29 protein-coding genes are annotated in these 24,632 nt (G+C 65.2%); 6 read left to right on the forward strand and 23 right to left on the reverse strand.

All coding sequences use genetic code 11. The annotated features are described in order from the left end of the window. Positions 1-124: 124 nt before the first annotated feature. The 10 genes from ACYVGK_RS14350 to ACYVGK_RS14395 all read right to left on the reverse strand — a co-directional run bounded on the left by ACYVGK_RS14350 (position 125) and on the right by ACYVGK_RS14395 (position 10,194). On the reverse strand, positions 125-1,378 hold the full coding sequence (locus tag ACYVGK_RS14350) for an XVIPCD domain-containing protein (RefSeq protein WP_460734874.1): 1,254 nt from the start codon (positions 1,376-1,378) through the stop codon (positions 125-127). Positions 1,379-1,402: 24 nt separating this feature from the next. Beyond that, positions 1,403-1,912 (reverse strand): hypothetical protein, encoded by a 510-nt coding sequence (locus ACYVGK_RS14355; protein ID WP_460734876.1) that lies wholly within the window; start codon positions 1,910-1,912, stop codon positions 1,403-1,405. Positions 1,913-2,093: 181 nt separating this feature from the next. Then, positions 2,094-3,386, reverse strand: coding sequence for an adenylosuccinate synthase (locus ACYVGK_RS14360; RefSeq protein WP_460734878.1), 1,293 nt, complete (start codon positions 3,384-3,386; stop codon positions 2,094-2,096). Positions 3,387-3,590: 204 nt separating this feature from the next. Continuing rightward, on the reverse strand, positions 3,591-3,782 hold the full coding sequence (locus tag ACYVGK_RS14365; RefSeq protein WP_460734880.1) for a DUF2065 domain-containing protein: 192 nt from the start codon (positions 3,780-3,782) through the stop codon (positions 3,591-3,593). A 9-nt stretch (positions 3,783-3,791) separates the two neighbouring features. Further along, positions 3,792-4,655, reverse strand: coding sequence for a protease modulator HflC (gene hflC / locus ACYVGK_RS14370; RefSeq protein WP_460734882.1), 864 nt, complete (start codon positions 4,653-4,655; stop codon positions 3,792-3,794). Then, positions 4,652-5,767 (reverse strand): FtsH protease activity modulator HflK, encoded by a 1,116-nt coding sequence (gene hflK / locus ACYVGK_RS14375; protein ID WP_460734884.1) that lies wholly within the window; start codon positions 5,765-5,767, stop codon positions 4,652-4,654. The genes hflC and hflK overlap by 4 nt, the downstream gene beginning before the upstream one ends. A 128-nt stretch (positions 5,768-5,895) precedes the next feature. After that, the gene (gene hflX / locus ACYVGK_RS14380) at positions 5,896-7,227 is read right to left on the reverse strand and encodes a ribosome rescue GTPase HflX (protein WP_460734886.1); all 1,332 of its coding nucleotides are present in this window, start codon (positions 7,225-7,227) and stop codon (positions 5,896-5,898) included. Positions 7,228-7,322: 95 nt separating this feature from the next. Continuing rightward, entirely contained in the window at positions 7,323-7,595 is a 273-nt protein-coding gene (gene hfq / locus ACYVGK_RS14385; RefSeq protein WP_460734888.1) for an RNA chaperone Hfq, read from the reverse strand. 183 nt (positions 7,596-7,778) lie between these two features. Further along, positions 7,779-8,744, reverse strand: coding sequence for a tRNA (adenosine(37)-N6)-dimethylallyltransferase MiaA (gene miaA / locus ACYVGK_RS14390; RefSeq protein ID WP_460734890.1), 966 nt, complete (start codon positions 8,742-8,744; stop codon positions 7,779-7,781). A gap of 31 nt (positions 8,745-8,775) precedes the next feature. Then, a complete protein-coding gene (locus tag ACYVGK_RS14395) occupies positions 8,776-10,194 on the reverse strand; it encodes an amino acid permease (protein ID WP_460734892.1) in 1,419 nt (472 codons plus the stop codon). A gap of 189 nt (positions 10,195-10,383) precedes the next feature. On the opposite strand from ACYVGK_RS14395, the gene ACYVGK_RS14400 reads away from it, so the two are divergent. Beyond that, positions 10,384-10,614: a hypothetical protein gene (locus tag ACYVGK_RS14400; protein ID WP_460734894.1), complete on the forward strand. Its 231-nt coding sequence runs from the start codon at positions 10,384-10,386 to the stop codon at positions 10,612-10,614. Then, complete coding sequence (locus ACYVGK_RS14405) at positions 10,611-11,045, forward strand: GFA family protein (protein WP_460734896.1); 435 nt, start codon at positions 10,611-10,613, stop codon at positions 11,043-11,045. The genes ACYVGK_RS14400 and ACYVGK_RS14405 overlap by 4 nt, the downstream gene beginning before the upstream one ends. 426 nt (positions 11,046-11,471) lie before the next feature. On the opposite strand, the gene folP is transcribed toward ACYVGK_RS14405, so the two are convergent. From folP to rlmE, 3 genes are all read right to left on the reverse strand, one after another. Further along, a complete protein-coding gene (folP, locus tag ACYVGK_RS14410; protein WP_460734898.1) occupies positions 11,472-12,371 on the reverse strand; it encodes a dihydropteroate synthase in 900 nt (299 codons plus the stop codon). Positions 12,372-12,436: 65 nt separating this feature from the next. After that, positions 12,437-14,353: an ATP-dependent zinc metalloprotease FtsH gene (gene ftsH, locus ACYVGK_RS14415; protein WP_460734900.1), complete on the reverse strand. Its 1,917-nt coding sequence runs from the start codon at positions 14,351-14,353 to the stop codon at positions 12,437-12,439. Positions 14,354-14,502: 149 nt separating this feature from the next. Then, positions 14,503-15,150, reverse strand: coding sequence for a 23S rRNA (uridine(2552)-2'-O)-methyltransferase RlmE (rlmE, locus tag ACYVGK_RS14420; protein WP_460734902.1), 648 nt, complete (start codon positions 15,148-15,150; stop codon positions 14,503-14,505). Between the two features lie 73 nt (positions 15,151-15,223). Here rlmE and yhbY point away from each other — a divergent pair, with 73 nt between their 5' ends. The 3 genes from yhbY (at position 15,224) to ACYVGK_RS14435 (ending at position 16,535) form a co-directional block, all read left to right on the forward strand. Continuing rightward, positions 15,224-15,529, forward strand: a complete 306-nt coding sequence (yhbY, locus tag ACYVGK_RS14425; RefSeq protein ID WP_460734904.1) for a ribosome assembly RNA-binding protein YhbY — start codon at positions 15,224-15,226, stop codon at positions 15,527-15,529. An 11-nt stretch (positions 15,530-15,540) separates the two neighbouring features. Next, positions 15,541-15,918: an Mth938-like domain-containing protein gene (locus ACYVGK_RS14430; protein ID WP_460734906.1), complete on the forward strand. Its 378-nt coding sequence runs from the start codon at positions 15,541-15,543 to the stop codon at positions 15,916-15,918. A 281-nt stretch (positions 15,919-16,199) separates the two neighbouring features. Further along, complete coding sequence (locus tag ACYVGK_RS14435; RefSeq protein WP_460734908.1) at positions 16,200-16,535, forward strand: D-Ala-D-Ala carboxypeptidase family metallohydrolase; 336 nt, start codon at positions 16,200-16,202, stop codon at positions 16,533-16,535. A gap of 55 nt (positions 16,536-16,590) precedes the next feature. Here the strand turns inward: ACYVGK_RS14435 and ACYVGK_RS14440 are convergent, their stop codons facing one another. Genes ACYVGK_RS14440 through surE form a run of 4 tightly spaced genes read right to left on the reverse strand, consistent with a single transcriptional unit; the run spans position 16,591 to position 19,497 of the window. Then, the gene (locus ACYVGK_RS14440) at positions 16,591-17,433 is read right to left on the reverse strand and encodes a peptidoglycan DD-metalloendopeptidase family protein (protein WP_460734910.1); all 843 of its coding nucleotides are present in this window, start codon (positions 17,431-17,433) and stop codon (positions 16,591-16,593) included. Further along, complete coding sequence (locus ACYVGK_RS14445; RefSeq protein WP_460734912.1) at positions 17,430-18,047, reverse strand: YqaA family protein; 618 nt, start codon at positions 18,045-18,047, stop codon at positions 17,430-17,432. Before ACYVGK_RS14445 ends, ACYVGK_RS14440 begins: the two co-directional genes overlap by 4 nt. Next, complete coding sequence (locus ACYVGK_RS14450) at positions 18,044-18,718, reverse strand: protein-L-isoaspartate(D-aspartate) O-methyltransferase (protein WP_460734915.1); 675 nt, start codon at positions 18,716-18,718, stop codon at positions 18,044-18,046. The genes ACYVGK_RS14445 and ACYVGK_RS14450 overlap by 4 nt, the downstream gene beginning before the upstream one ends. Beyond that, on the reverse strand, positions 18,715-19,497 hold the full coding sequence (surE, locus tag ACYVGK_RS14455; protein ID WP_460734916.1) for a 5'/3'-nucleotidase SurE: 783 nt from the start codon (positions 19,495-19,497) through the stop codon (positions 18,715-18,717). The genes ACYVGK_RS14450 and surE overlap by 4 nt, the downstream gene beginning before the upstream one ends. A gap of 150 nt (positions 19,498-19,647) precedes the next feature. Here surE and ACYVGK_RS14460 point away from each other — a divergent pair, with 150 nt between their 5' ends. After that, positions 19,648-20,208, forward strand: coding sequence for a Smr/MutS family protein (locus tag ACYVGK_RS14460; RefSeq protein ID WP_460734918.1), 561 nt, complete (start codon positions 19,648-19,650; stop codon positions 20,206-20,208). Positions 20,209-20,238: 30 nt separating this feature from the next. Here the strand turns inward: ACYVGK_RS14460 and ACYVGK_RS14465 are convergent, their stop codons facing one another. From ACYVGK_RS14465 to eno, 6 genes are all read right to left on the reverse strand, one after another. Then, positions 20,239-20,475 (reverse strand): hypothetical protein, encoded by a 237-nt coding sequence (locus tag ACYVGK_RS14465; protein WP_460734920.1) that lies wholly within the window; start codon positions 20,473-20,475, stop codon positions 20,239-20,241. Positions 20,476-20,609: 134 nt separating this feature from the next. Next, on the reverse strand, positions 20,610-21,653 hold the full coding sequence (gene truD / locus ACYVGK_RS14470) for a tRNA pseudouridine(13) synthase TruD (protein WP_460734921.1): 1,044 nt from the start codon (positions 21,651-21,653) through the stop codon (positions 20,610-20,612). An 84-nt stretch (positions 21,654-21,737) separates the two neighbouring features. Continuing rightward, positions 21,738-22,217, reverse strand: coding sequence for a 2-C-methyl-D-erythritol 2,4-cyclodiphosphate synthase (ispF, locus tag ACYVGK_RS14475; RefSeq protein ID WP_460734923.1), 480 nt, complete (start codon positions 22,215-22,217; stop codon positions 21,738-21,740). A 37-nt stretch (positions 22,218-22,254) separates the two neighbouring features. Beyond that, positions 22,255-22,959: a 2-C-methyl-D-erythritol 4-phosphate cytidylyltransferase gene (ispD, locus tag ACYVGK_RS14480; protein ID WP_460734925.1), complete on the reverse strand. Its 705-nt coding sequence runs from the start codon at positions 22,957-22,959 to the stop codon at positions 22,255-22,257. Further along, positions 22,956-23,291: a cell division protein FtsB gene (gene ftsB, locus ACYVGK_RS14485; protein ID WP_460734927.1), complete on the reverse strand. Its 336-nt coding sequence runs from the start codon at positions 23,289-23,291 to the stop codon at positions 22,956-22,958. Before ftsB ends, ispD begins: the two co-directional genes overlap by 4 nt. A 16-nt stretch (positions 23,292-23,307) precedes the next feature. Continuing rightward, positions 23,308-24,594 carry a phosphopyruvate hydratase gene (gene eno / locus ACYVGK_RS14490; protein ID WP_460734929.1) on the reverse strand — a complete coding sequence of 429 codons (1,287 nt, stop codon included), beginning with the start codon at positions 24,592-24,594 and terminating at the stop codon, positions 23,308-23,310. Between the last annotated feature and the right edge of the window lie 38 nt (positions 24,595-24,632).

A 24,632-nucleotide genomic window follows, 5' to 3' on the forward strand; every position in this document is an offset into this window, starting at 1 on the left:
TCGCGTGCAAGGCTCGGTGGCCGGCTTGCGACGGTGGTTCGCGGCTGGAGCGCGTGATTTCTGCAACGAAAAGGCCTCGCAGATGCGAGGCCTTTTCCCGTGAGCCATGGATGTCGGTACGCGTCTACGGCCGCATCGCCATCGAAAGGCCGCTGCGATGCTCCTGGTGCTGCATCTGCGTCTGCACCTGAGCGGATTGGAGACGGCTGCCATCGTGCGTCGCCATCAGCTCGGTGCTTCGCTCCACCGATTGCATCATCGCCTGCCCCTTGTCCACCGATGCCAGATGGCGCGCAGGGTCCTGCGGATTGCCCTGCACCGCAAACACGCCGTCGCCGCGGGTGTTCATCAGCACATGGTCGATGTGGGAAATGCCGCTTTCCTTGGCCTTCTGCGCCAAGGTTGCGGCGGTGTTGTTCAACTCTTCCGTGTTCCGGAACGTACCGGACGGCAACTGCCGGAGGCCTTGCTGGGCCTCTTGAAATAGCGGGTGGCTCGGGTGGGTTTTCTCGGACAGCAGCGGCGCTTTCTCGGCGTTCAGCAGGGCCTTTTGAGTATCTGACCCAATGACACCATCGACGTGTAGGCCGTGCGCCTTCTGGAACGCGCGCACCGCGTGTTCGGTGTTGCCACCGAAATCGCCGTCGACTTTCAGGGGATGACCTTGGGGACCGACATAGCCGAGGTTGTGGAGCTGCTGTTGGATGTCGCGGACCGCCGCACCATGGTCACCATGATCAATGGTTTGGCCGTCCTTTCTGGTGGCAGCAACAGCGGCAGGCTGCTTATCGCTCTGCGGCAAAGGAGCATGTTGCTCCGAGGAGGCATTTTGCGAACGATGCAATTGACCATCAGGCGTGATGACCCCAGCATCGAGATCATGGATGTACTGCTTGAACTCCTTCAGATGAGTTTCTGCCACATCCATATGGGTATGCAGGCCCACCTTGGTCCCTGGGGGTGATTTGCGCCCTTGTTGCCCCAGCGGTTGCCCGTACTGGATGTGCTCGCCATCCGAAACGTGGATTGGGTCCATGTGCCGCACTTGAGCGATCAGTCGAGCATCCTTTCCGGGGCCATCATAGATTTGCACCGTACCCCAGCGATCCAGCTTTGGCGATCGCCGTGCATAACCCTCCACAGGCGATGGCACATTCACGGCTGAGCCAGCGTCCGACATCAGCACGAAGTCCTTGCTAACCAACCTCTCGCCAGATGGCGAGGGAACGAATTCCTCACGCCGTCCGTCAATGCTGGTGTAGTGCCTCTTGGTTGGATCTTCCCGCCATGTAGGGTGGTGCTTCTCTAGATCCTCGTATGAATGCACGTTCTGAAGCGTGTTCCCCACACTTTCAACGACTCTGTATTTCCCGCCCATTTCTTCCTCCTTGAATCAGGGCATTCAGGTTGATGCATCAATAGATTCGGTTAGATACCAGCACTCGTCCTGATAACGAAAGGTAAAGGTCATGGTGTATGCACCACTACCTTCGCTTTGCGTCGGAACTTCATACCAATCTTCCGACTTGCGCTCGGGATGCATGCTTGCCCCATGCTCAGCCAGCTCCTTATCGCTCAGCATCACCGGGAATGCGACTTGGGCTTCAGTGAGTCGGCTTACCTTGGGATCCGCCTCCAGATCGACACTGTCGTACACGGTAGTCACGTAGGGATAACGCGTGAATGCGCGTTGCACCTTTACATCGTTGGCAAACTTTCCGAGAAACTCTTCGAACTTCTGGGCAGGGCATTGCGCCCCCCTATTTGCATTCACTGCTGCCGGCAAGCTTTCCTTCCTTGACCCGGAATCTGCAGTGACCGGGGAAGCCTTTGGCGCGCAGGCGACGAATGAAATTGCCGCTAGCGAAGCAACCACGCCTACAACCACCCACCTCACACTTTGCTGAAACATCATTGGCTCCTTCCCTTGAACAACCCTCGGCATCACAGATGCTCGCCGCCTTATTGGCGAGTCGCCACAGGATCATGCCACGTGACGTAATACGTGTCTGTCAGACAAATCTGACGATAAAAAACAAAGCCCCGCACTTGGCGGGGCTTTGTCCTATCTCAGACAGCGGGAGTGTGAGCAATCAACCCCACGGATCCCGCAACACGATATTCGCATCGCGATCCGGACCGGTCGACACGATGGCCAGCGGGCAACCCGACAGTTCTTCCAGCGCGCGCAGATACGCGCGTGCCGCCGGCGGGAGCTTGTCCCATTCGGTGATGCCGGCGGTGGATTCGTCCCAGCCGGGGAACTCCAGGTACACCGGCGTGCACTCTTCCCAGCCCGCGGCATCGAGCGGCGCGTATTCGCTGCGCTTGCCGTGGTACTCGTACGCGATGCAGACCTTCAGCGTCTTCATGCCATCGAGGATGTCGAGCTTGGTGATGCACAGGCCGGTGATGCCGTTGATGGCGACGGCGCGCTTGAGCGCGACGATGTCCATCCAGCCGCAACGGCGCGGACGACCGGTGGTAGCGCCGTATTCCTGGCCGCGGTCGCGGATGCCCTGGCCGATCTCGTCGTTGAGTTCGGTCGGGAACGGACCGCCGCCGACGCGCGTGGCGTAGGCCTTGGCGATGCCGAGGACGTAATCGATCGCGTCCGCACCGACGCCGGTGCCGGCGTAGGCGCCACCGACGGTGGTGTTCGACGAGGTGACGTACGGATAAGTGCCGTGATCGATGTCGAGCAGCGAGCCCTGCGCGCCTTCGAACAGCACGCGCTTGCCCTGCTTGCGCAGGTCATGAAGGATGCCGGCGACGTCGGACTTCATCGGCTCGACGTATTCGCCGAAGGCCAGCGCTTCGTCGAGCGTCTTCTGGAAATCGACGGCTTCCACGCCCAGGTACTTCGTCAGCACGAAGTTGTGATAGTCCATCGTCACGCGCAGCTTCTCGGCGAGCTCGGCCGGATAGCGCAGGTCGGCGACGCGGATGCCGCGACGCGCGACCTTGTCTTCGTACGCCGGGCCGATGCCGCGGCCGGTGGTGCCGATGGCGCCCTTGCCGGCGGCCTTTTCGCGGGCCTGATCCAGGGCGATGTGGTACGGCATGATCAGCGGCGTGGCCGGGCTGATCTTGAGGCGCGAGCGCACTTCGACGCCGTTGGCTTCGAGCTCGGCGATTTCCTTCTGCAGCGCGCCCGGGTGCAGCACGACGCCGTTGCCGATCAGGCACAGCGCGTCGTCGCGCAGGATGCCCGACGGAATCAGGTGCAGGACGGTCTTCTTGCCGCCGATGACGAGGGTATGGCCGGCGTTATGGCCGCCCTGGAAGCGCACGACCGCGCCGATGTCCTGCGTCAGCAGGTCGACGATCTTGCCCTTGCCTTCATCGCCCCACTGGGCGCCCAACACCACGACTGACTGACCCATCGGTCTAGAACTCCAAGATCTGGCTTCCCGCAAAGCGGGTTCAACTGACGCGCTACGGCGCGAGGGAGTCGCCCGTAAGCCGATTATTCGGCGGCGCGACACGGAAAAAGCCGGAGGGGCGTGGCCCCATCCGGCTTTTGTGCATTATCCGGGTTTTGGGGGGAGGGGGCTACCCCTCCCCGGCCGTACGGAGGCCCCTGAGGCCTAGAACTGCCGGATCAGGACCAGCGAAATCAGCCCGGCGGCCACGAACATGCCCCCCAGAAGGCGCAGCCCGGTGTCCGACAGCTGGTACAGCTGCTCGACGGCCCGCTTCCAGACGCGCGGGGCCACGAAGAGGAACAACCCCTCGGCCACGGCGACCAGGCACACCGCGGACAGCAATTCGACCCTCATCACGTCGCGTCAGCGATCCGACTTCATGTACTGCAGGAACGGATCGTCGCGATCCAGCACGATCACGCTCTGCCCGTCGGAGAAAGACGCGCGGTAGGCCTGCAGGCTGCGCTGGAAGGCATAGAACCCCGGATCCTTGTTCGCCGCCTGGGCATACAACCGCGCGGCTTCGGCATCGCCCTCGCCTCGCGACTTCTGCGCATCGCGCTCGGCCTCGGCCAGGATGACGGCGCGGTCGCGATCGGCCTGCGCACGAATGACCTGGGCCTGCTCGACACCCTCGGCACGCAACTGGCTGGCGACCTGCTTGCGCTGCGAGCGCATCTGGTCGTAGACCGAACCCACGACGTTGCTGTCCTGCGGCAGTTCGATGCGCTTGATGCGGATGTCGACGATCTTCACGCCCAGTGTCTGCGCGCCTTCATTGATCGCCTTCAGCTGGCGGCCGATTACCGCGGTGCGATCGCCGGAAACCACTTCCTGCAGCGTGCGCGCGTTGATCTCGTTACGCAGCGAGTCGCGGATGATCGGCGCAAGGCGCTGTACGGCGACTTCTTCGCTGCCGCCGGTGGCACGGTAGAACACCCGCAGGTTCTCGATCTGGCCGAGGGCGAAGAAGTCGATGCTGACGTCCTGCTTGTCCTCGGTGAGGTAGCGCTCCGACTCGGCGGGCAGCACCAGCATGCGGCGGTCGAAGACGCTGGCGTTCTCGACCAGCGGCATCTTGAAGTGCAGGCCAGGGCCGATATCGGTGCGCACGATCGTGCCCAGGCGGAACACGATGGCACTGTGGCCTTCGCGCACGACGAACACGGAGCCGAGCAACGCCAGCAGTGCGCTGACGGCGATGGCGATCCACAGGGAAAATCTCATCGGCGGTCCTCCTCCTCGCGGGTCGGTCGCGGGCTACGCGCCGGACGTGCGGCTTCCGTCCCCGCGGTCACCGCGGGCGACAGTACATCCGGTGTCAGCAACGGCGCGTTGGCCGCGCCCGGCGCCGTGCGCTTGTCTTCCATCGGCACGTAGATCAGCTGGCGCGAATCGCCACCGACGATCTTGCGGTTTTCGGTCAACACCTCCTGCACCGTTTCCAGCCACAGGCGCTTGCGCGTGACATCCGGCGCGGACTTGTACTGGTCGACCAGCAGCGAGAAGCGCGTGGCATCGCCCTGCGCGCGCGCCATGGTCGCGGTCTTGTAGCCTTCGGCCACCGTGCGCGTGCGCGCGGCTTCGCCGCGTGCTTCGGGCACGATGCGCTTGGCATAGGCCTGGGCGTCGTTGATGGCAGTGTTCTTTTCCGCGCGCGCGCGCTGCACTTCGTCGAAGGCGTCCTTGACGTCGTCCGGCGGACGCGCGTTGGGCAGGTTGAGTTCGGTCAGCACCAGACCGGTGCGGTACGCCTGCAATGCTTTCTGCAGATGTTCGCGCACGGACACGGTGAGCTCACCGCGCGCGTTCAGGACAGTGTCCAGGTCCGAGCGGCCAACCTGCTCGCGTACCGCGCTCTGCGCGGCTTCCTTCAACGTCTGGTCCGCGTCGCGCGTGCCGAATTCGTAAAGGTAGGGATCACCGATGCGGTACTGCACGTTGATCTCGACATTCACCATGTTGCCGTCGCGGGTGAACACCGGCACGTTTTCGCTGTAGGCGTTGCTCTGAGTGGCGTTGACCTTCTCCACCGTCTCGATCGGCCACGGCGCCTTGAAATGCGGCCCGGGCTGCAGGATGCGGGCGAAGCTGCCAAAGCGCAGGACCACGCCGCGCTCCTGTTCGGTCACCAGAACAAAGGTGCTGAACACCAGCCACAGGCCGAAGACGATGGCGACCCAACGCCAGATCCCGCCGTCGCCGCCAAAGATGCTGCGCAAGGCATCGAACACGGTGTCGAGCCCGCCACCCGGCTTGCGGGGGCGCTGCGGACGGCGTCCGTCCGGACCGGACGGATTGTTGCCAGAGCCGCTACTTCCAGGGGTATTCCAGGCCATGCCTGCTCCAAAGGGGACGGTCACGCCCGGGGGCGCGCGTCGATTCTAGGTGAGTGCCGGGAAGGCCTCAAACAAGACGTCTTCAACAAGACAGCGCCGAGCATGACCGATGCGCAGCGATGCGGCGATCACCACTCGGGCGTTCCGTCGTCGAGTGCCCCCGCCGCTTCCAGCAGCGGCCGCAATGCCTCGCCGTGCGCCTGGGCGAACAGCTTCTGTGCGTCGGCAATTGCCAGGTCGACCTGCAGGCGCCAGCCATGCTCGTCGTGAGTCTCCTCGCGGATCGCGCCGATCGCGTGCAGACGGGCATGCAGGCGCGCAGCCTGCGAAGGCAGCCGCAGCTCGCCCACGACGTGGCGCAACTCCAGCACTTCGGCGAGCCCGCGGCGCAACAGATCCAGCCCGAGGCCGAGCTGCGCCGACACCCATACGCGTTGCCGGCCTTCGCCCGGTCGATCGTGGCGCGGCTCGGGTGCGGCATTGTCTTCGCGTTCGAGGCGGTCGATCTTGTTGAAGACGATCAGCTGCGGTAGGTCGCCCGCGCCGATTTCGGCCAGCACTTCGTCCACCTGCGCGATGCGTTCGTCGCGAAGCGGGTCGGCGGCATCGACGACGTGCAGCAGCAGGTCGGCGTCGCGCGCTTCCGACAGGGTCGAACGGAATGCAGCCACCAGTTCGTGCGGCAGGTCGCGGACGAAGCCAACCGTATCGGCGAGCACCGCGCCTCCGCCCGGCAACGCGATACGCCGCACGGTGGGATCGAGCGTGGCGAAGAGCTGGTCCGCCGCGTAGGCCGCGGCACCCGTGAGTGCGTTGAACAGCGTCGACTTGCCGGCGTTGGTATAGCCCACCAGTGCAATGCGCGGCAGTTCGCTGCGCATGCGCGCGCGCCGCATCTGCGTGCGTTGCACTTCGACCTTGTCGAGACGCTTCTGCAATTGCTCGAGGCGCTTCTGCAGCAGGCGGCGGTCGGTTTCCAGCTGGGTTTCGCCGGGACCGCGCAGGCCGATCGCACCACCGCGCTGGCGCTCCAGGTGGGTCCAGCCGCGCACCAGGCGCGTGGCCATGTGCTTGAGCTGGGCAAGCTCGACTTGCAGCTTGCCTTCGGCGCTCTGCGCACGTTGGGAGAAAATGTCGAGGATCAGGCCGGTACGGTCGACGACGCGGCGTTGCAGCGCTTTTTCCAGGTTGCGCTCCTGGCCCGGCGACAGGGCGTAGTTCACCAGGATGAGATCGGCGCCGCTGGCATCGGCCGCGGCCTTCACTTCCTCGAGCTTGCCGCTGCCAATCAGCATGGCCGGATTTGGGCGATCGATACGCGCCGTGAGCAACGCGGCCACGGACGCGCCGGCCGAACGGGCGAGATCCGCGAACTCTTCCATCAAGCCTTCATCCGGCGGACCGCCGGCATGGGGCTGGATCAGCAGTGCGTGCTCACCCTTGCGGGAACGTTCAAACATTCGGCCTTTCTACTCCTTCCCCGAGATGGGGAAGGAGAGTTGGGGGCACTCGGCTCCTGCTTCAACCACGATTTCGCGTGGCTGCGACGGGCGGCTTATTCGGCCTCGTCGGCTTCCTCGCCGCCTTCACCGGACTGCACCTGGCCGCCGCCCGGCCCCACGCGCACGTTGCGCGCCGGCACGACGGTCGAAATGGCGTGCTTGTAGACCATCTGGCTGACGGTGTTGCGCAGCAACACCACGAACTGGTCGAACGATTCGATCGTGCCCTGCAGCTTGATGCCATTGACCAGGTACACCGAGACCGGCACGCGCTCGCGCCGCAAAGCATTCAGGAACGGGTCCTGCAAGGATTGCCCCTTCGACATCGTTTTCCCCACTGTATTTCTAGTTATAAGAGACGACGCGGCTTAGCCGCGGTCGTGTCGCCGGTGCTGTCCCCGCACGGACGACGGCCCGATGGTAACCCAGTCGGGCCGGGCGCGAGCAGACCGGTGCCCCGCTTTGCATGAACAGGTTGGCGCGTCGCGGCCCCTGCCCGGACAGGAACATCAGGCCGACAGTTTCGGCAAGAACAGCCGCAACGCCGTCTCCAGCGCATCGCGCTGGCGTTGCGGATCGAACCAACGGGCATCCAGTTCGCCGCGCAACCAGGTGAGCTGGCGCTTGGCCAGCTGGCGCGTGGCGAAGATGCCGCGATCGCGAAACTCGGACGCGCCATGCGCACCGTCCAGATGCTCCCAGGCCTGCCGATAGCCCACGGCACGCAATGCGGGCAGGTCGAGTGGGCGGGGGTGTGCACGCAATTCCGGCAGCGCGCGCAGACGCTGCACTTCGTCGATGAAGCCGCCGGCGAGCATGCTGTCGAAGCGCAACTCGATGCGCCGATGCAACTCGGAGCGCTCCTGCGGCGCCAGCACCAGCTTCAGCACCCGGAATGGCAGACGCGGCGCAGCCTGGGCCGCACGACGCCAGTCGCTGATGGTGCGACCGGAAAGCCGGAACACTTCCAATGCGCGCTGGATCCGCTGTGCATCGGTCGCGTGGATGCGCGCCGCCGCTTCGGGGTCGATGCGCTGCAGCTCGGAATGCAGTGCCGCCCAACCTTGTGCGGACGCTTCGGCTTCGAGCCGGGCCCGCATCGCCGGGTCGGCTTCCGGCATGTCGGACAAGCCATGCAGCAATGCATGGAAGTACAGGCCGGTGCCGCCGGCGAGGATCGGCAGCCGGCCGCGCGCGGCGATCGCCTCCATGGCCGCACGCGCATCGGTGGCGAATTCCGCCGCGGAATACGGTTGCCACGGTTCGCGCAGGTCGAGCATGTGGTGCGGAACCGCCGCCTGTTCGGCGGCGGTCGGCTTGGCGGCACCGATGTCCAGGCCGCGATACACCAGCGCGGAGTCGACGCTGACGATTTCGCCGCCCAGGCGCTGCGCCCATTCGAGCGCAAGCGCGGTCTTGCCCGACGCGGTCGGGCCCATCAATGCGATGGCGAGGGGACGCTGGTCAGCAGTCATCAATCGGCCAGCCAACCAGCAATCCGTTCCGTCACGCTTCCTGGCCGCGCGCCAGCAGGCTGCCGCGACGGCCGTAGGCGAGATAGGCGACCACGCCGATCAGGTTCCAGCACAGGAACCAGACCTGCGTGCGCTGCGGCAGGCTCCAGAACAGGTACAGGCAGCCCAGGATCGCAACGGGCCCGACCACCCAGGCCAGCGGCGTGCGGAACACACGCTGGCGCGACGGCGCGCGCTTGCGCAGCACCAGCATGCAGACGGCCACGGCGATGAAGGCCGCGAGCGTGCCTGCGTTGGCCAGCGCGGCGATCTCGTCGAGGCGCGCTACGCCCGCGAGTGCGGCGACGAGCGTGGCGGTGAAGAGCGTGGTCGCGATCGGCGTACCGGTGCGCGGGTTGACCTTCGACAGGCCGCGCGGCAACAGGCCATCGCGCGACATCACGAAGAAGATGCGGCTCTGTCCGTAGAAGAACGCCAGCAGCACGGTCGGCAGCGCGACCACGGCTGCGCCGGCTACGATCTTCGCAGCGGTGCCCTGCCCCAGTTCGCGCATGATCAGTGCCAGCGGCGCCGGACTCTGGCTGAAGACGGCGTAGCTCAGGGCGCCCACCGCGGCCAGCGCCACGATCATGTAGATCAGGGTGCAGCCGATCATCGAGCCTATGATGCCGATCGACAGGTCGCGGCCAGGATTCTTGGTTTCTTCGGCCGCGGTGGAAATCGCGTCGAAGCCGTAGAAGGCGAAGAAGATGATCGCCGCTGCCGCCATCACTCCGTGTTCGACACCATTGGCACCCATCGACTTGGCGAACCCGAACGGCATGAACGGATGCAGGTTGCCCGGGTTGTAGTGCGGCAGCGCAATCGCAACGAACACGATCAGCGCGACGATCTTGACGCTGACCAGCACGGCATTGAGCGTGGCGCTTTCGCGCGTGCCGATCATGAGCAGACCGGCCACTACGAATACGATCAGCACCGCCGGCAGATTGATGATGCCGCCCGCGTGCGGCCCGACCGCTAACGCCTGCGGCAAATGCACGCCCAGGCCGTTGAGGAATTCCACGACCGAGCCGGACCAGCCCACCGCCACCGCGCTGACGACCAGCGAATATTCCAGGATCAAGCTCCAGCCCACGACCCAGGCGATGCTCTCGCCCAGCACGATGTAGCTGTAGGTATAGGCGCTGCCGGCGGCCGGCATCATCGTCGCCATTTCGGCGTAGGCGAGCGCCGCACAGGCGCAGACCACCCCGGCGACCAGGAACGACAGCAGCACGGCCGGGCCGGCGAGGTTGGCACCCACGCCGATCAGCGTGTAGATGCCGGTACCGACGATGGCGCCGATGCCCAGGGCGATCAGGTGTGGCCAACTCAGGGTGGGCACCAGCCGTCGCCCCTCCTCGTGCACGGTGACCTGGTCAATGTCCTTGCGCCGGAGCCATGTCATAGAAATCCTCGGGTCGAACAGGAGATGGAAGGCGCACATAGTGGGCCATCGTCCGCGGCAATGCGATGTGCGGTGCAGCTTGCGATGGCGGCCCGCGAGGGGGTCGGCACCGGTCTGCGCCCGAGGCAGTCGCGTTCCCGACTCCGGATGGCTAGCCTAGGGGGACTCGTCGAACCGCGGGACCCGATCATGCCCATCCTGTTCTGGATCGTTGTGGCCGTGGCGCTGGTCTGGGTGGTCATGAAGCTATCGCGTGCGTCGGGTTCCGGCGGCGGCGATGGCGACACCAGCAGCACTTACTACTCCGATAGCGGCAGCTACTCCGATAGCAGCACTTCCGACACCAATTGCAGCGATTCTGCAAGCGACGGCGGATCCTGCGACGGCGGCGGTAGTAGCGACGGCGGAGGTGGCGATTGAACAAGCGCGCCGCCCGCCACCAGCACACCGGAGGCTGCCATTGCGGCCGCCTGCGCTGGACGCTCGATACCGGCACGGCGCTCGCCGAATTCGCGCCGCGCGCGTGCGACTGCGACTTCTGCACTCGCCACCGAGCCGCGTGGGTATCCGACCCGAACGGTGCGTTGCACCTCCACCATGCGGGCGAACACGCCCGACGCTATCACCAGGGCTCGGCCCAGGCGGACTTCCTTTTTTGTGGATCGTGCGGCGTACTCGTCGCCGTGACCTGCAGCTGCGACGGTGGTGTGCTGCGTGGCGCAGTCAATCGCAACAGTTTCGACGAGCGCCACCTGTTGGGCGCCGAAGTGGTTGCATCGCCGCAGCAGCTCGGGCCCGAGGACAAGCTCGCGCGCTGGTCGCAGTTGTGGACGCCGACCGTGGCGTCGTGAGTGCATGCCCCATGCGTTTGCCCACAATTTCTGTGGGCAACCTGTGCGCACAACCTGTGGACAAACGCGTGCAGGCCTTGCGGCACAAGCATGTCAAGCGGATTGGCGAAAATATCGCCAGACAATTTCCTTCCATCGCAGCGGTGAAAAATTCGCCACCCTTGGCCAAGCGGGCATAACATCGCGTTGCCCACAATTTCTGTGGGCAAGCTGTGCGCATAACCTGTGGACAAACGCCTGCGCGCCTTGTGGCATAAGCGTGTCAAGCATGTTGGCTAAAAAATAGCCAAAAATATTTGCATTTCAGCGTGGTGAAAATTTCACCAATCCTATTGACACCCTTGTCCTGCCTGGCCGGCAGACACTTGTCCACAGGATGTTATCGAGACTTGCCCACAGCGGTTGTGCACAACTGTGCGCTCGCGATCAGTCGTCGTCCGGCCAACGAATCGTTGGCGCGGACGGCCTGGCCTTCGCCATGGGCTGTGCGGCCACCGCACTCCACACCTTGAGGGCGTCAACGGTCGCCGCAACATCGTGCACGCGCACCAGTCTGGCTCCGCGTTGCGCGGCGATCACATGTGCGGCTACGGAGCCGTACACGCGATCGTGCGGATCATCGCGGCCGGTCAACTCGCCGATGGTCTTCTTGCGCGACAGCCCCGCCAGCAGTGGCACGCCCAGCTCGGCAAAACGCTCCAGCTGCGCGAGGAGCAGCAGGTTGTGGTCGCGGGTCTTGCCGAAGCCGAAGCCCGGATCGACCACGATCTTCTTCTTGGCGATGCCGGCCATCTCCGCAGCGAAGATGCGCTCGGCCAGGAAGCGGTGCACTTCCACCACCACATCGTCGTAATGCGACGCCGCCTGCATGGAGCGCGGCTCGCCCTGCATGTGCATCAGGACTATGGGTACGCCCGATTCGGCGGCGGCATCCAGCGCGCCTTCGCGGCGCAGGGCGTAGACGTCGTTGATCATCCCGGCACCGGCAGCGACCGCGGCGCGCATGACCTCGGGCTTGGAAGTGTCGACGCTGATCGGCAGCACTGTCTGCTTCGCCAGGCGCTCGATCACGGGGATCACGCGCCGAAGCTCCTCTTCGACGGCGACTTCCTCCGCGCCGGGGCGTGTGGACTCGCCGCCGATGTCGAGAACGTCCGCACCCTCTTCCGCCAGCTTCAGACCGTGAGCGACGGCAGCCTCGACCGTGGCGTGTTCACCGCCGTCAGAGAACGAATCGGGCGTGACGTTGACGATGCCCATGACCCGGACGCGATCCAGCGTCAGGGCGCGGCCATTGCAATCGAGCGTCGGGGTCAGATCGAACATGGCGTGCGTTCAACAAAAAAGGCCAGAGCGAACTCTGGCCTTTTCGTCGATCACTGGCAACGCAGTCAGGTCTGCGCCGCGGGTCCGCCGATCGGCGGCAGCGGCGGGATCTCCGGCGACTTGTCGTTGCCGTTCTTGCCCCAGCCTTCCGGCGCCGGCGGTTCGCGGCCTTCCATGATCGCGTCGATCTGCCTGGCGTCGATGGTCTCGTACAGCAGCAGTGCCTGGGCCATCGCATGCAGCTTGTCGAGGTTGTCCTTGAGGATCTGGGTGCTGCGCGCGTAGGCCCGATCGAGGATGTCGCGCACCACTTCGTCGATCTTGCGCGCCGTCTCGTCGGACACGTTCTTGTGCTGGGTCACCGAGCGACCAAGGAAGACTTCTTCGTCCTCCTCGCCGAAAGTGATCGGGCCGAGCTCGGACAAACCCCACTTCGTGACCATGTTGCGCGCCATCTTGGTCGCGCGTTCGATGTCGTTGGAAGCGCCCGTGGTGACCTTGTCGGCACCGAAGATCAGCTCCTCGGCGATGCGACCGCCGTAGAGCGAACACAGGCGGCTCTCAAGGTTTTCCTTGTTGTAGCTGTAACGATCGCCTTCGGGGAGGTACATCGTGACGCCCAGCGCCCGTCCGCGCGGAATGATCGTGACCTTGTAGACAGGGTCGTGGTCCGGAACCAGGCGACCGACGATGGCATGGCCGGCCTCGTGATAGGCGGTATTGCGCTTCTCTTCCTCGCTCATCGCCATCGAGCGGCGCTCGGTGCCCATCATGATCTTGTCGCGCGCCTTGTCGAAGTGGTCCATGCGGACTTCCTTCGCGTTTTCGCGTGCGGCGAACAGCGCGGCCTCGTTGCACAGATTCGCAAGGTCGGCACCGGAGAAGCCCGGCGTGCCGCGCGCGATGGTCATCGGCTCGACATCGTCGGCCAACGGCAGCTTGCGCATGTGCACGCGCAGGATCTGTTCGCGGCCCTTCACATCGGGCAGGCCAACCACGACCTGGCGGTCGAAGCGGCCCGGACGCAGCAGCGCCGGGTCGAGCACGTCCGGACGGTTGGTCGCGGCGATGACAATCACGCCTTCGCCACCTTCGAAACCGTCCATCTCGACCAGCAGCTGATTCAGCGTCTGCTCGCGCTCGTCATGACCACCACCGAGACCGGCGCCGCGATGACGGCCGACCGCGTCGATTTCGTCGATGAAGATGATGCAAGGCGCGTGCTTCTTGGCCTGCTCGAACATGTCGCGCACGCGGCTGGCGCCGACGCCGACGAACATTTCGACGAAGTCGGAACCGGAGATGCTGAAGAACGGCACTTTGGCTTCACCGGCGATCGCGCGTGCGAGCAGGGTCTTGCCGGTGCCGGGAGGACCGACCATCAGCACACCGCGCGGGATCTTGCCGCCGAGCTTCTGGAACTTGCCCGGATCGCGCAGGAACTCGACCAGCTCGTGCACTTCTTCTTTGGCTTCGTCACAACCGGCGACGTCGGCGAAGGTGACCTTGACCTGATCCTCGCCCTGCATCTTCGCGCGCGACTTGCCGAAGCTCATCGCGCCCTTGCTGCCGCCCTGCTGCATCTGGCGCATGACGAACAGCCAGAAGCCGACGATCAGCAGGATCGGCAGCAGGTTGAACACGATCGACCAGAACGACGGGCCGGTGCTGGGTGCCTTGCGGGTGATCTCGACGTTGTGGCGGAGCAGGTCATTGACCAAGCCATCGTCGGACGGGCCAAAAGCGGTGCTCTTCGTGCCGTCTTTGCGCTCGAAGGCCAGGGCATTGACCGCGAGGTTGGTGTCGTCGGTGTATTCGACCGACTTCACCCGGTCGCCCTGCACGTCCTTGATGAACTGGGAATAGGTGACCTCGCTGGACGCGGCGCCCAGGCCGGTGCGCGGGCCAAAGGCCTGGAACACCACCATCAGTACGACGGCGACGATGACCCAGAGCAGGAGGTTCTTTGCGAGATCGTTCATTGGTTCGCCCGTTCAGCGTTCCGTGCTGGTTTCTATCACCGGTCGGCAGGACCCGGCCCAAAAAATCGAACCGCTAGGGTCGCAGAAAAAACGCTGAATTTCCGGCTTTGGCCGTCATTTCGCGAATCTGCCGCCTTCACGGTCAGGAATCATTTCATCTGCGCCAGCTTTCCCTGCGCCAGCGCATAGACCTCCGGCGATCGCTTGCGCGAAGCCGCAGGCTTGCGGATCACGACCTTGGCGTAGCGACGGCGCAATTCACGCACGTAATCGTCGAAGCCCACGCCCTGGAACAGCTTGATCAGGAACGTCCCCCCGACGCGCAGATGGTGGTCGGCAAAATCCATCGCCAGTTCCGCCAGATGCATCGCCCGCGGCAGGTCCACCGCGTCCACACCACTCATATTGGGGGCCATGTCGGAGAGGACAAGGTCCACAAGTTGGCCATCCAAGGTGGCTTCCAGTCGGGCCAGTACGGTGTCCTCGCGGAAATCGCCGTGGATGAACTCGACCCCGGCCAGCGCCGGCATCTCGAGGATGTCCAGTGCGATCACGCGGCCCGGCTTGCTGGGACTCAGCCGACCCAGCTCCTGGCGCAGCCATTGCGACCAGCCGCCAGGCGCGGCGCCCAGGTCGACCACGACCATGCCCGGCTTGAGCAGGCGGTCGCGCTCGACCAGCTCTTCGAGCTTGTACGCGGCACGTGAACGCAGGCCCTCGGCCTGCGCCTTCTTCACGTAGGGATCGGAAAAGTGTTCCTGGAGCCAGCGATGGCTGCTTTTGCTGCGGGTGGCCATCGGTACGTCCGGCCCGGGGTCTATGGGCCGCCATGATACCCTGCGCACCCGTTCCGCCCTGCCCGTGATCCGCATGAGTACCGTCCTGACCAGCGCCCAGACCCGTTTTCTCCGAGGGCAGGCGCATGACCTGCGGGCAATGCTGCAGGTCGGCGGCAAGGGCGTGACCGACGCGCTGCTGGCCGAAATCGACCTGGCGCTGGAACACCACGAGCTGATCAAGGTGAAGGTCGCCGCGGAAGACCGCGAGGCCCGCGACACCATGATCGGCGATATCGCCGAACGCGTCGGCGCGGCGCTGGTGCAGCGCATCGGCCATACCGCGGTGCTGTATCGCGCAAGCAAGGACAAGCGGCAGATCGTGCTGCCGCGGGCCTGAGCCCATCACCCATGCAGCTGAACCTCGAGCATCCCGACCAGGAGTTCGTTCTGCGCGGTGCCGATGGCGCGATGGCCGTGGTCAATGACCGCCGGCTCGCATCCAGCTTCATCATTTCCCCCGACCGACTGATCGAAGACTGGTCGGCCATCGATCCGCGCGCATTGACCGTCGCCGATCTCGAACCGCTGCTGGGGCTGAACCCCGAAGTGGTCCTGCTCGGCACCGGCGCCGTACAGGTGTTTCCCGCAGCGGCTGTCATGGCCGCCTGCATGAGTCGCGGGATCGGCCTGGAAGTCATGAACAACGCCGCGGCCGCACGCACTTTCAACGTGCTCGCCGGTGAAGGGCGGCGTGTGGCGGCGGGCTTCATCCTGCAGCCTGTCTGACCGACGCTTCGATCGTGCGCAAACACGGCGCTGCCTTGCTCTGCCTCGGCATCGCGGCCTGCAGCCCATCGTCGACATCGACCCAATCGCCAGCCGCCCAATCGTCGTATCAACGCTGGCTGGAAGCCGGGCATCGCGCGCAGGCGGACGCCTACGATTCGTATCTGCGCACCCAGGGACTTGGCAGTGTTGTTCCCTTGCGCGAGTTGTTGCGCAGCGGGCGTCGTTGGCGATTGTGCGGCAGCGAATTCGCGCTGCCTCCTCAGGAAGATTGGGCGAGCATGAAGCCGACTCTGCAACTCGTTGCAGATCTACGGGCCACGGGCATCCTCAAAGATGTCGTCGTGGCCTCGGCCTGGCGCAGCCCGTCCTTCAACCGTTGCGAAGGCGGCAGCAGCGCCAGTCGTCATCTCACCAACAACGCGTTGGATTTCGACATCCGCGGCACCCTCGATGTGATCGGGTTATGCGCCTACTGGCGCACCCATGGCGCCGCACGCAAGTTCGGACTCGGCTTCTACTCGCCAACGGAAATCCACGTGGATACGTCCGGATTCCGTACCTGGGGCTACGACTATCACCGCGCGACTTCGCTGTGCACGCCGGCTCGTCGCTAGCTCGAAACCTGCGCTGGCCTGGCGATCTTGAGTCGCTCTGGTCGAAACGGATCGATCAGCGCTTGGGCAGGTAAACCAGCGGATCCACCGGCTTACCGTTGTAGCGGATCTCGAAGTGCAGCATGTCGCGCGGTGCGCCGGTGCGGCCCATTACCGCGATCTGCTGGCCGGCCTTCACGATGGCGCCTTCGTTGACCATGCGCGCGCGGTTGTGGCCATAGGCCGAGAGCCAGGCGTCGTTGTGCTTGATGATGACCAGTTCGCCATAGCCGACCAGGCCGGAGCCCGAATACACGACGACACCGTCTGCGGCGGCGTTGACCGGCGTACCGCCATCGCCAGTGATGTCGATGCCCTGCTTGGTCGGCTCTCCGGCAATGAAACGGTTCAGCAGCTCGCCGTCGGCCGGCCACTTCCAGCGGATGTCGCTGACCGGTGCCGGCGGCGGGGTGGTTACGGGTGCAGGCGGCGTGGACGAAGCCGTACCCGGTTTGGTAGTCGGACGCGGAGTAGCGGTCGTGGTGGCTGTTGCTGTAGCCGGAGGTGACGTGCCCGAAGCCGGCTTCGGCGACGCGATCACGGGAGCCGGTCGCGGCGTTGCCTTCACCGTGCCCGCGGAACGCGGATACAGGCGCAGTTTCTGCCCCGGATAGATCGTGTATGGCGCGCTGATGTCGTTCCAGGCCGCCAAGTCGCGCACGTCGATGCCGTTGCGGAACGCGATGCCGTAGAGCGTGTCGCCACGCTGCACCGGCGCGGTGGCGCCGTACTTGGGTGTCGATACGCGCGGCGCGGCGGCAGAAGAGCCACCGGTGGTGCGCACTACCGTGGTCGTCGTGCAGGCCGCCACTGCGACAGTGGCAATGGCGAGAATGGCAATCCGCATCGTGTTCGTCATGCGCCCTGTTGTGCGTGCCAGATCAGCCAGCCGAACACCGCTGCCAGCAACACCATCGCTGTCCAGCCGATCGGTTCGATGTAGCGTCGCAGCGCCGCTTCCGCGCGTGCGCCGCCGAGGCGGATCGCCAGTGCGACCAGATACACGCGCTTGCCCCGGCCGATGAACATGCTGGCCAGGAACGGAAGCAATGGCACGCCGACGATGCCGGAAGCCCAGGTGAAGAACTTCAACGGGATCGGCGTGAAGCCGGCGATCACCAGCAGCCAGAACACCTTCCACGGCGATTGCGCGGCGATCTCGCGCAGGTGCGACACCTGCGCTTCGATCTTGCCGATCCAACCCAGCGCTTCGAATACCGGCTTGATCAGTTCATACGCATAGTGGCCGAGCATGTAGCCGAGCACCGCACCGACCAGGGATCCGACCAGGCTCAGCGTGGCGAACCAGAACCCACGCCGCGGCTGCGACAGGCACATCGGCGCCAGCATCACTTCCGGCACGATCGGAAAGAACACCGCCTCGGCAAAGCTGAGCGCCGTCAGAAACAGGGGTGCGCGAGGATGCCGCGCCCAACCCAGGGTGCGTTCGTAGAGCGGACCAAAGAGCTTCAATCGACCATCCCGGATAGCAGAGGCACGAACACCACGGGCGCCAGCACCTCCTGGGTGATCTGGCCGTCGGCGTCTTTGTGCAGTTTCATCAGCGATTGCGAAGTCGCGCCGCCCACGGGCGCGATGAGATTGCCGCCGGGTGCCAGCTGTGCGGTCAATGCATCGACCAGCGCCGGTGCGGCAGCGGTGACGATGATCGCGTCGAAGGGACCGTTTTCCGGCCAGCCGATACGACCGTCATCGTGCTTGCTGCGGATATTCATGCCCAGCGCGCGGAATCGCTTGCGCGCGGTGCGCAGCAGTTCGCCGATGCGCTCGACGGTATGCACTTCCAGCCCCAGCGCGGCGAGTACGGCCGCCTGGTAGCCGGAGCCCGTGCCGATCTCCAGCACCTTGGCCGGCGCGGCTTCGAGCACCGCCTCGGTCATCCGCGCAACCACCCACGGTTGCGAGATGGTCTGGCCCTGTCCGATCGGCAATGCAGTGTCTTCGTAGGCACGCGTGGCCAAGGCCTCATCGACGAAGAGATGACGGGGCACTGTGCGAATGGCATTGAGCACGCGCTCATCGCGAATGCCGTTGTCGCGCAGGCGCTCGACCAGGCGGTCGCGCACCCGCTGCGAAGTCATGCCCGTACCGATGGCTTCCGGTTGCAGTCGCATGCGCATCATTCTGCGGCCTTCCCCGTCGATGCGGCGAGACCGCCGACCCAGCTGGCGACTTGCTCCAGCGCGGTGTAGCGGGTCAGGTCGACCTGGATCGGGGTGACCGAAATGTGCCCGCTGCGTACGGCGTTGAAGTCGGTGCCGGGACCGGAATCGGCTTCTGGACCGGCCGGACCGATCCACCACCATTGCCGTCCGCGTGGATCGCGCTGCGGGATGCAGGGTGCGGCACGATGACGATTGCCCAGGCGCGTGGCTTCGAAACCGGCCAGCTGTTCCCACGGCATGTCGGGAACATTGACGTTGAGAATGGTATCGGCCGGCAGCGGCTCGGCGACCAGGCGCGCGATGATCTCGACCGCGGCACGCGCGGCGGTCTCGTAGTGCTCGCCCTTGTGGTCAGCGGTGACCAGCGACACGGCCACGGCGGGCAGGCCGAGGAAACGGCCCTCCATCGCCGCGGCGACGGTGCCGGAATAGATCACGTCGTCGCCGAGGTTAGCGGTGTTGTTGATGCCGGAGACCACGATGTCCGGTTCGACCTCGAGCATGCCGGTGATGGCGACATGCACGCAGTCGGTAGGCGTGCCGAAGACGCGCCAGGTCGAGGCGTCGTGCTGGACGACGCGGACCGGCATGTCGAGGGTCAGCGAATTGCTCGCTCCGGAACGATCGCGGTCCGGGGCGACGATCAATACGTCATGCCCGGCGGCTCGCAAACCCGCGGCGAGAATCTGGATACCAGGCGCGTCTACGCCGTCATCGTTGCTGACCAGGACACGCATTGAATCGGCGGATCGGGGGATTGGTGCGGAGCCGCCATGATAGCCGATGCCCGGCGACGAACCGGCCCGGCCCATGGATCCGTCGATACGGGACCGATCAGGCATGGCGCCCTACTCACGCAGAAACGCCGATCGCGTTACGCTGCCCGGATGACGTCAGATCAAGACGACGACGCCGACCTGTTCCGCTCCGCCGTTGGGCCGGTGCGACGCATACGCGATGCGGCCCCACCGCCCACGGCGCCCAAGCCCAAGCCACGTGCGCGCATGGCCGAGCGCGACGAAGCCGCCGCGCGCGAAGAATTCCGCCACGCCCTCGATGCCTCGCTCGCCGAAGCCGGCGACGTACTGTCCTATCGGCACGATTCGCTGCCGCCACGCGCATTGCAAAAGCTCCGCCGTGGCGAGATTGCCGTGCAGGACGAACTGGACCTGCATGGTGCCGATGCGCGTGAAGCCGAGGCTTTGCTGCGTGCGTTTCTCGGTCATGCACGCGAGCACGACGCAGCCTGCGTCCGCATCATTCATGGAAAGGGATTGCACGGGAGCTCCGTGCCGTTCACCGGTCGCGATGCGCCGGTGCTGAAAAACCTGGTGGACCGCATGCTGCGACAACGCGCAGACGTCCTCGGGTTCCACTCCGCGCCGCCGGCCCAAGGCGGCACGGGAGCGGTCCTGGTATTGCTCGCTCCACGCCGACTGCGCCCCTAGATCAGGGCACGTGGGCAGAGCGGCGGAACCTCAATCGTCTTTGCCCTTGACGACAGTCGTCGTCCTCGGCGGGTGCACCCAGGTGACCTGTATGCCGCGATTGCGCGCAATCTGTTCGACACGCGAGACGTAGGCGTCGTCGGTATCGATCTTGGTTTGCACGTAGGCCTTCTTCGGTTCGCCCGAGTAACTGCCCTGCTCTCCCGTAGTGGCGCAAGCCACGAGCATGAGTACCGAAGCGGACAACACAGCCATGCGTACTTTCATGACAGCATCTCCAGACGATGCGCCCCTACGCCTACCGCAAGAGCGGCCCCGGTCCCTCGGCCGGTTGCAATTCCGCTTATACGCCGGGCGTCTGCTGCAACCAGCGTTGTCGATGTCTTTCCGACAGGCGGTCGTCAGGCCGGATTTGCCGAGCCCACGTCGCCAAGTTCTGCCAATACAACCGTGGCGTAGGCGCCCGGCGGCAGGGCGAACGTTAGCTCCAGGACATCGGATTCCGACCAGCGCCACTGCAGGTCGGCCGGACGTAACCGGAGGCCGCGACGCTCCTGCGACAGCCCTGTCATCTCCAGTCCACTACGCAGGGCCAGCGCCTCGTCGTCGGCCAGGATCTGGCGCTCCAGATCCGCGGCTTCCGCCTGCGTGCGCAACTCACCGCGGCCCCACAAGGGCCCGCTCGGATGGATATCGAAAGCGGCCAGGCGCGCGGCCAGGTCGTCGGTAAACGGCTCGGGGCCGAAGACGCTACGGTTGCCGTCCAGCGCCCATACCTCGCCTTCCAGCGCCGTATTCCAATTGCCTGCCTCGACGCGCGCGGCCAGCACCCGATTGAACAATTCCGAACGCGCGGCCGACAGCAGCATCGTGCGCTGTTCGCGACGAACACGGCGACCGCCGAACATCGCCAGCGCCTGCGCGACGTTGTCGCCTTCGCGTCCGAAGCGCTGTTCGCCGAAGTAGTTGGGAACGCCGTGCTCCGAAATCAGGCGCAGTCGCTGCTCGATCGCGTCGTGGTCACCCTGCACGTTGCGCAGCGTCAGGACGAAGCGATTTCCGGCGAGTGCCCCACGTGGGAGCTTGCGCGAATGCCAGGCATGCTCGATGACACGCAGCTCGTCGGATTCGAGCGCGGCGATGTCGGGAGCGACTTTCTTCGGCAGATGCACGCTGAAGCGCTGCCGGGTCACGGCATGACGATCCTTCAGGCCGGCGTAGCTGACGCCCATTTCCGGCACCTTCGCCCACTGCGCGATGCGCTTGGCGGCGAAGGCAGTATTCATGCCGCGCTTCTCGACCGTGAGCAGCAGGTGTTCGCCGCTGCCGCTGGGCGCGAAGCCGGGCAGCTCCTCGACGAAGAAGTCCTCAGGCCGCGAGCGGAAGTGCGCGGACAGCACGGCGGGGCCGTGTGCGCGAGGAAGGATTGGATCAACGCTCGTCATCGTGCTTTGTAGAGCGGAGCTTGCTCCGCTGCTCTCTTCTTGTATTCGGGTTCAAACGCAGCGGAGCAAGCTCCGCTCTACAAATCACCGCACAAGCAGCACTACCGCCTGTGCGGCAATACCTTCGCCGCGGCCGGTGAAGCCGAGCTTCTCGCTGGTAGTGGCCTTGATGCTCACCGCATCCACGGCGATGCCCAGATCCGCCGCTAGCAGCTCGCGCATCGCGGCCGCATGCGGTCCGACCTTGGGCCGCTCGCAGACCACGGTGGCATCGACGTTGCCGACCTGCCAACCGCGCTCGCCGATCAGGCGGTTGCAATGACGTAGAAAGGCGCGGCTGTCCGCACCTTTCCATTGCGGATCGCTGGGCGGGAAATGCTGGCCGATATCGCCCAATGCGAGCGCGCCGAGCATTGCGTCGCAGAGCGCGTGGATCACCACATCGCCATCCGAGTGCGCGACAACGCCGCGCTCGTGCGGGATGCGCACGCCACCGAGCACTACGTGGTCGCCTTCACCGAAGGCATGCACGTCGAAACCCTGGCCGATGCGGATGTTGCTCATGCTTACCCTCGGATGCCGGCAATCGAAGCGCGGCGCGTCACGCGCGCGGCTGCGCCAAAAGATAAGCCGCCAGCGCCAGATCCGACGGCGTGGTGACCTTGATGTTGTCTTCGCGACCTTCGACCAGGCGCGGCTTCGCGCCCATGCGCTCCATCGCCATCGCCTCATCGGTCACGACGACGCCTGCCGCGCGCGCGCTTTCCAGGGCCGCGGTCAATGCGTTGCGCCGAAATGCCTGCGGCGTCAACGCGCGCCAAAGGCCGTCGCGCGGCTCGGTACCGGCGATGCGCGTCTGTTCGTCCGAACGCTTGAGGGTGTCGCGCACCGGCGCGGCAAGAATCGCGCCTTCGGCATCCGCCTCGGCGGCGGCAATCAGGCGACCGACGTCCTCACTGCTTAGATTGGGTCGCGCCGCATCGTGCACCAGCACCAGCGCATCGCCACTCACTTCCGATGGCAGGGCGCGCAGTGCCGCGAGCACCGAATCCGCGCGTTCGCCACCGCCCGTGCAACGCAGCACCGGCTTACCGTGCAGGCAATCCCAGCCTGGCCAGCGGGCATCGTCGGGGGCCAGGGCGACCACGGCACCGGCCACACGCGGATGACTCAACAGCGCATCGAGCGCATGGGCGATCAGCGGCTTGTCCACCACTTCGAGGTATTGCTTGGGAATCTCGCCACCGAAGCGCGTACCACGCCCCGCTGCCGGGATCACCGCCCAGACCGGCGCTTGCGGACTCATTGCGCCGGTTCCGCGGGCGCGGTGCCCGGATCAGTCGGCGTCGCCGAACCCTGCGGTTCAACGACGCGATAGAACGTCTCGCCAGGCTTGATCATGCCCAGTTCGCTGCGCGCGCGTTCCTCGACCGCAGCTTCGCCGGACTTGAGGTCCTCGACTTCGGCAGCCAGCGCCGCGTTGCGCTGCTTGAGACCATTGTTTTCGTGCGCCTGCTGCTGGACCTGGTTTTGCAGAATGGCCACCGAATGGCGGCCACCCTCACCCCACCAGAGGCGGTACTGCAGGAATCCGAGCAGCGCGATCAGCGCTACCAGGAGGATCCGCAGCCAGCGCATCGCCAAGCGCGTTGCCTCAGCGCTTCAGCGACACGAACGCGTCGCGGCCGGCGTACTTCGCGGCGGCGCCGAGGGCTTCCTCGATGCGCAGCAGCTGGTTGTACTTGGCCACGCGGTCGCTGCGGCACAGCGAACCGGTCTTGATCTGCGTCGCCGTGGTGGCGACGGAGATGTCGGCGATGGTGGTGTCTTCGGTTTCGCCGGAACGGTGCGAGACGATCGCGGCGTAGCGGTTCGCATCGGCCATGGCGATGGCTTCCAGCGTCTCGGTCAGCGTGCCGATCTGGTTGACCTTGATCAGGATCGCGTTGGCGACGCCCTGGTCGATGCCTTCCTTGAAGATCTTCGGGTTGGTGACGAACAGGTCGTCGCCGACCAGCTGCACCTTGTTGCCGATGCGGTCGGTCAGCAGCTTCCAGCCGGCCCAGTCGTGCTCGGACATGCCGTCTTCGATCGTGATGATCGGGTACTTGGTGCACCAGTCGGCCATGAAATCGACGAACTGCTCGCTGGTCAGGCGCTTGCCTTCGCCAGTGAGGTTGTACTTGCCGTTTTCGAAGAACTCGCTCGAGGCGACGTCGAGGCCGAGCAGGATGTCTTCACCGGCCTTGTAACCGGCCTTGCCGATCGCCTCGAGGATGGTTTCCAGCGCTTCCTCGTTCGAACGCAGGTCGGGCGCGAAGCCACCTTCATCGCCCACCGACGTGCTCAGGCCGCGACCCTTGAGCACCGACTTCAGTGCGTGGAACACCTCGGTGCCGGCGCGCAGCGCTTCACTGAAGCTGCCCACGCCCACCGGCAGGATCATGAATTCCTGCATGTCGACGTTGTTATCGGCGTGCGCGCCGCCGTTGATGATGTTCATCATCGGCACCGGCAGCACGGCCTGGCGACCGTTGGCGAGGTACTGCCACAGCGGCATCTTCTTCGACGCGGCGACGGCATGCGCATTCGCCATCGAAACGCCGAGCAGCGCGTTCGCGCCCAGGCGGCCCTTGTTCTCGGTGCCGTCGAGGTCGATCAGGCGACGGTCGATTGCAGTCTGGTCGGCGGCGTCGAGGCCCGTGATCGCGGAGGCGATCGTGGTGTTGACGTTCTCGACCGCCTTGCGCACGCCCTTGCCCAGGTAACGGGTCTTGTCACCGTCACGCAGTTCGACGGCTTCCTTGGTGCCGGTCGAAGCGCCCGAGGGCACCGCGGCGCGGCCGAAGCTGCCGTCGGCCAGGGTGACTTCGGCTTCCAGGGTGGGATTGCCGCGACTGTCGAGAATTTCGCGGGCGTGGACTTTGGCGATCGTGGTCATCGTCAGGGGCTTTTGATTGAAAGGAAAATTCTTGGACG

Source organism: Lysobacter tyrosinilyticus (genome assembly GCF_054779815.1).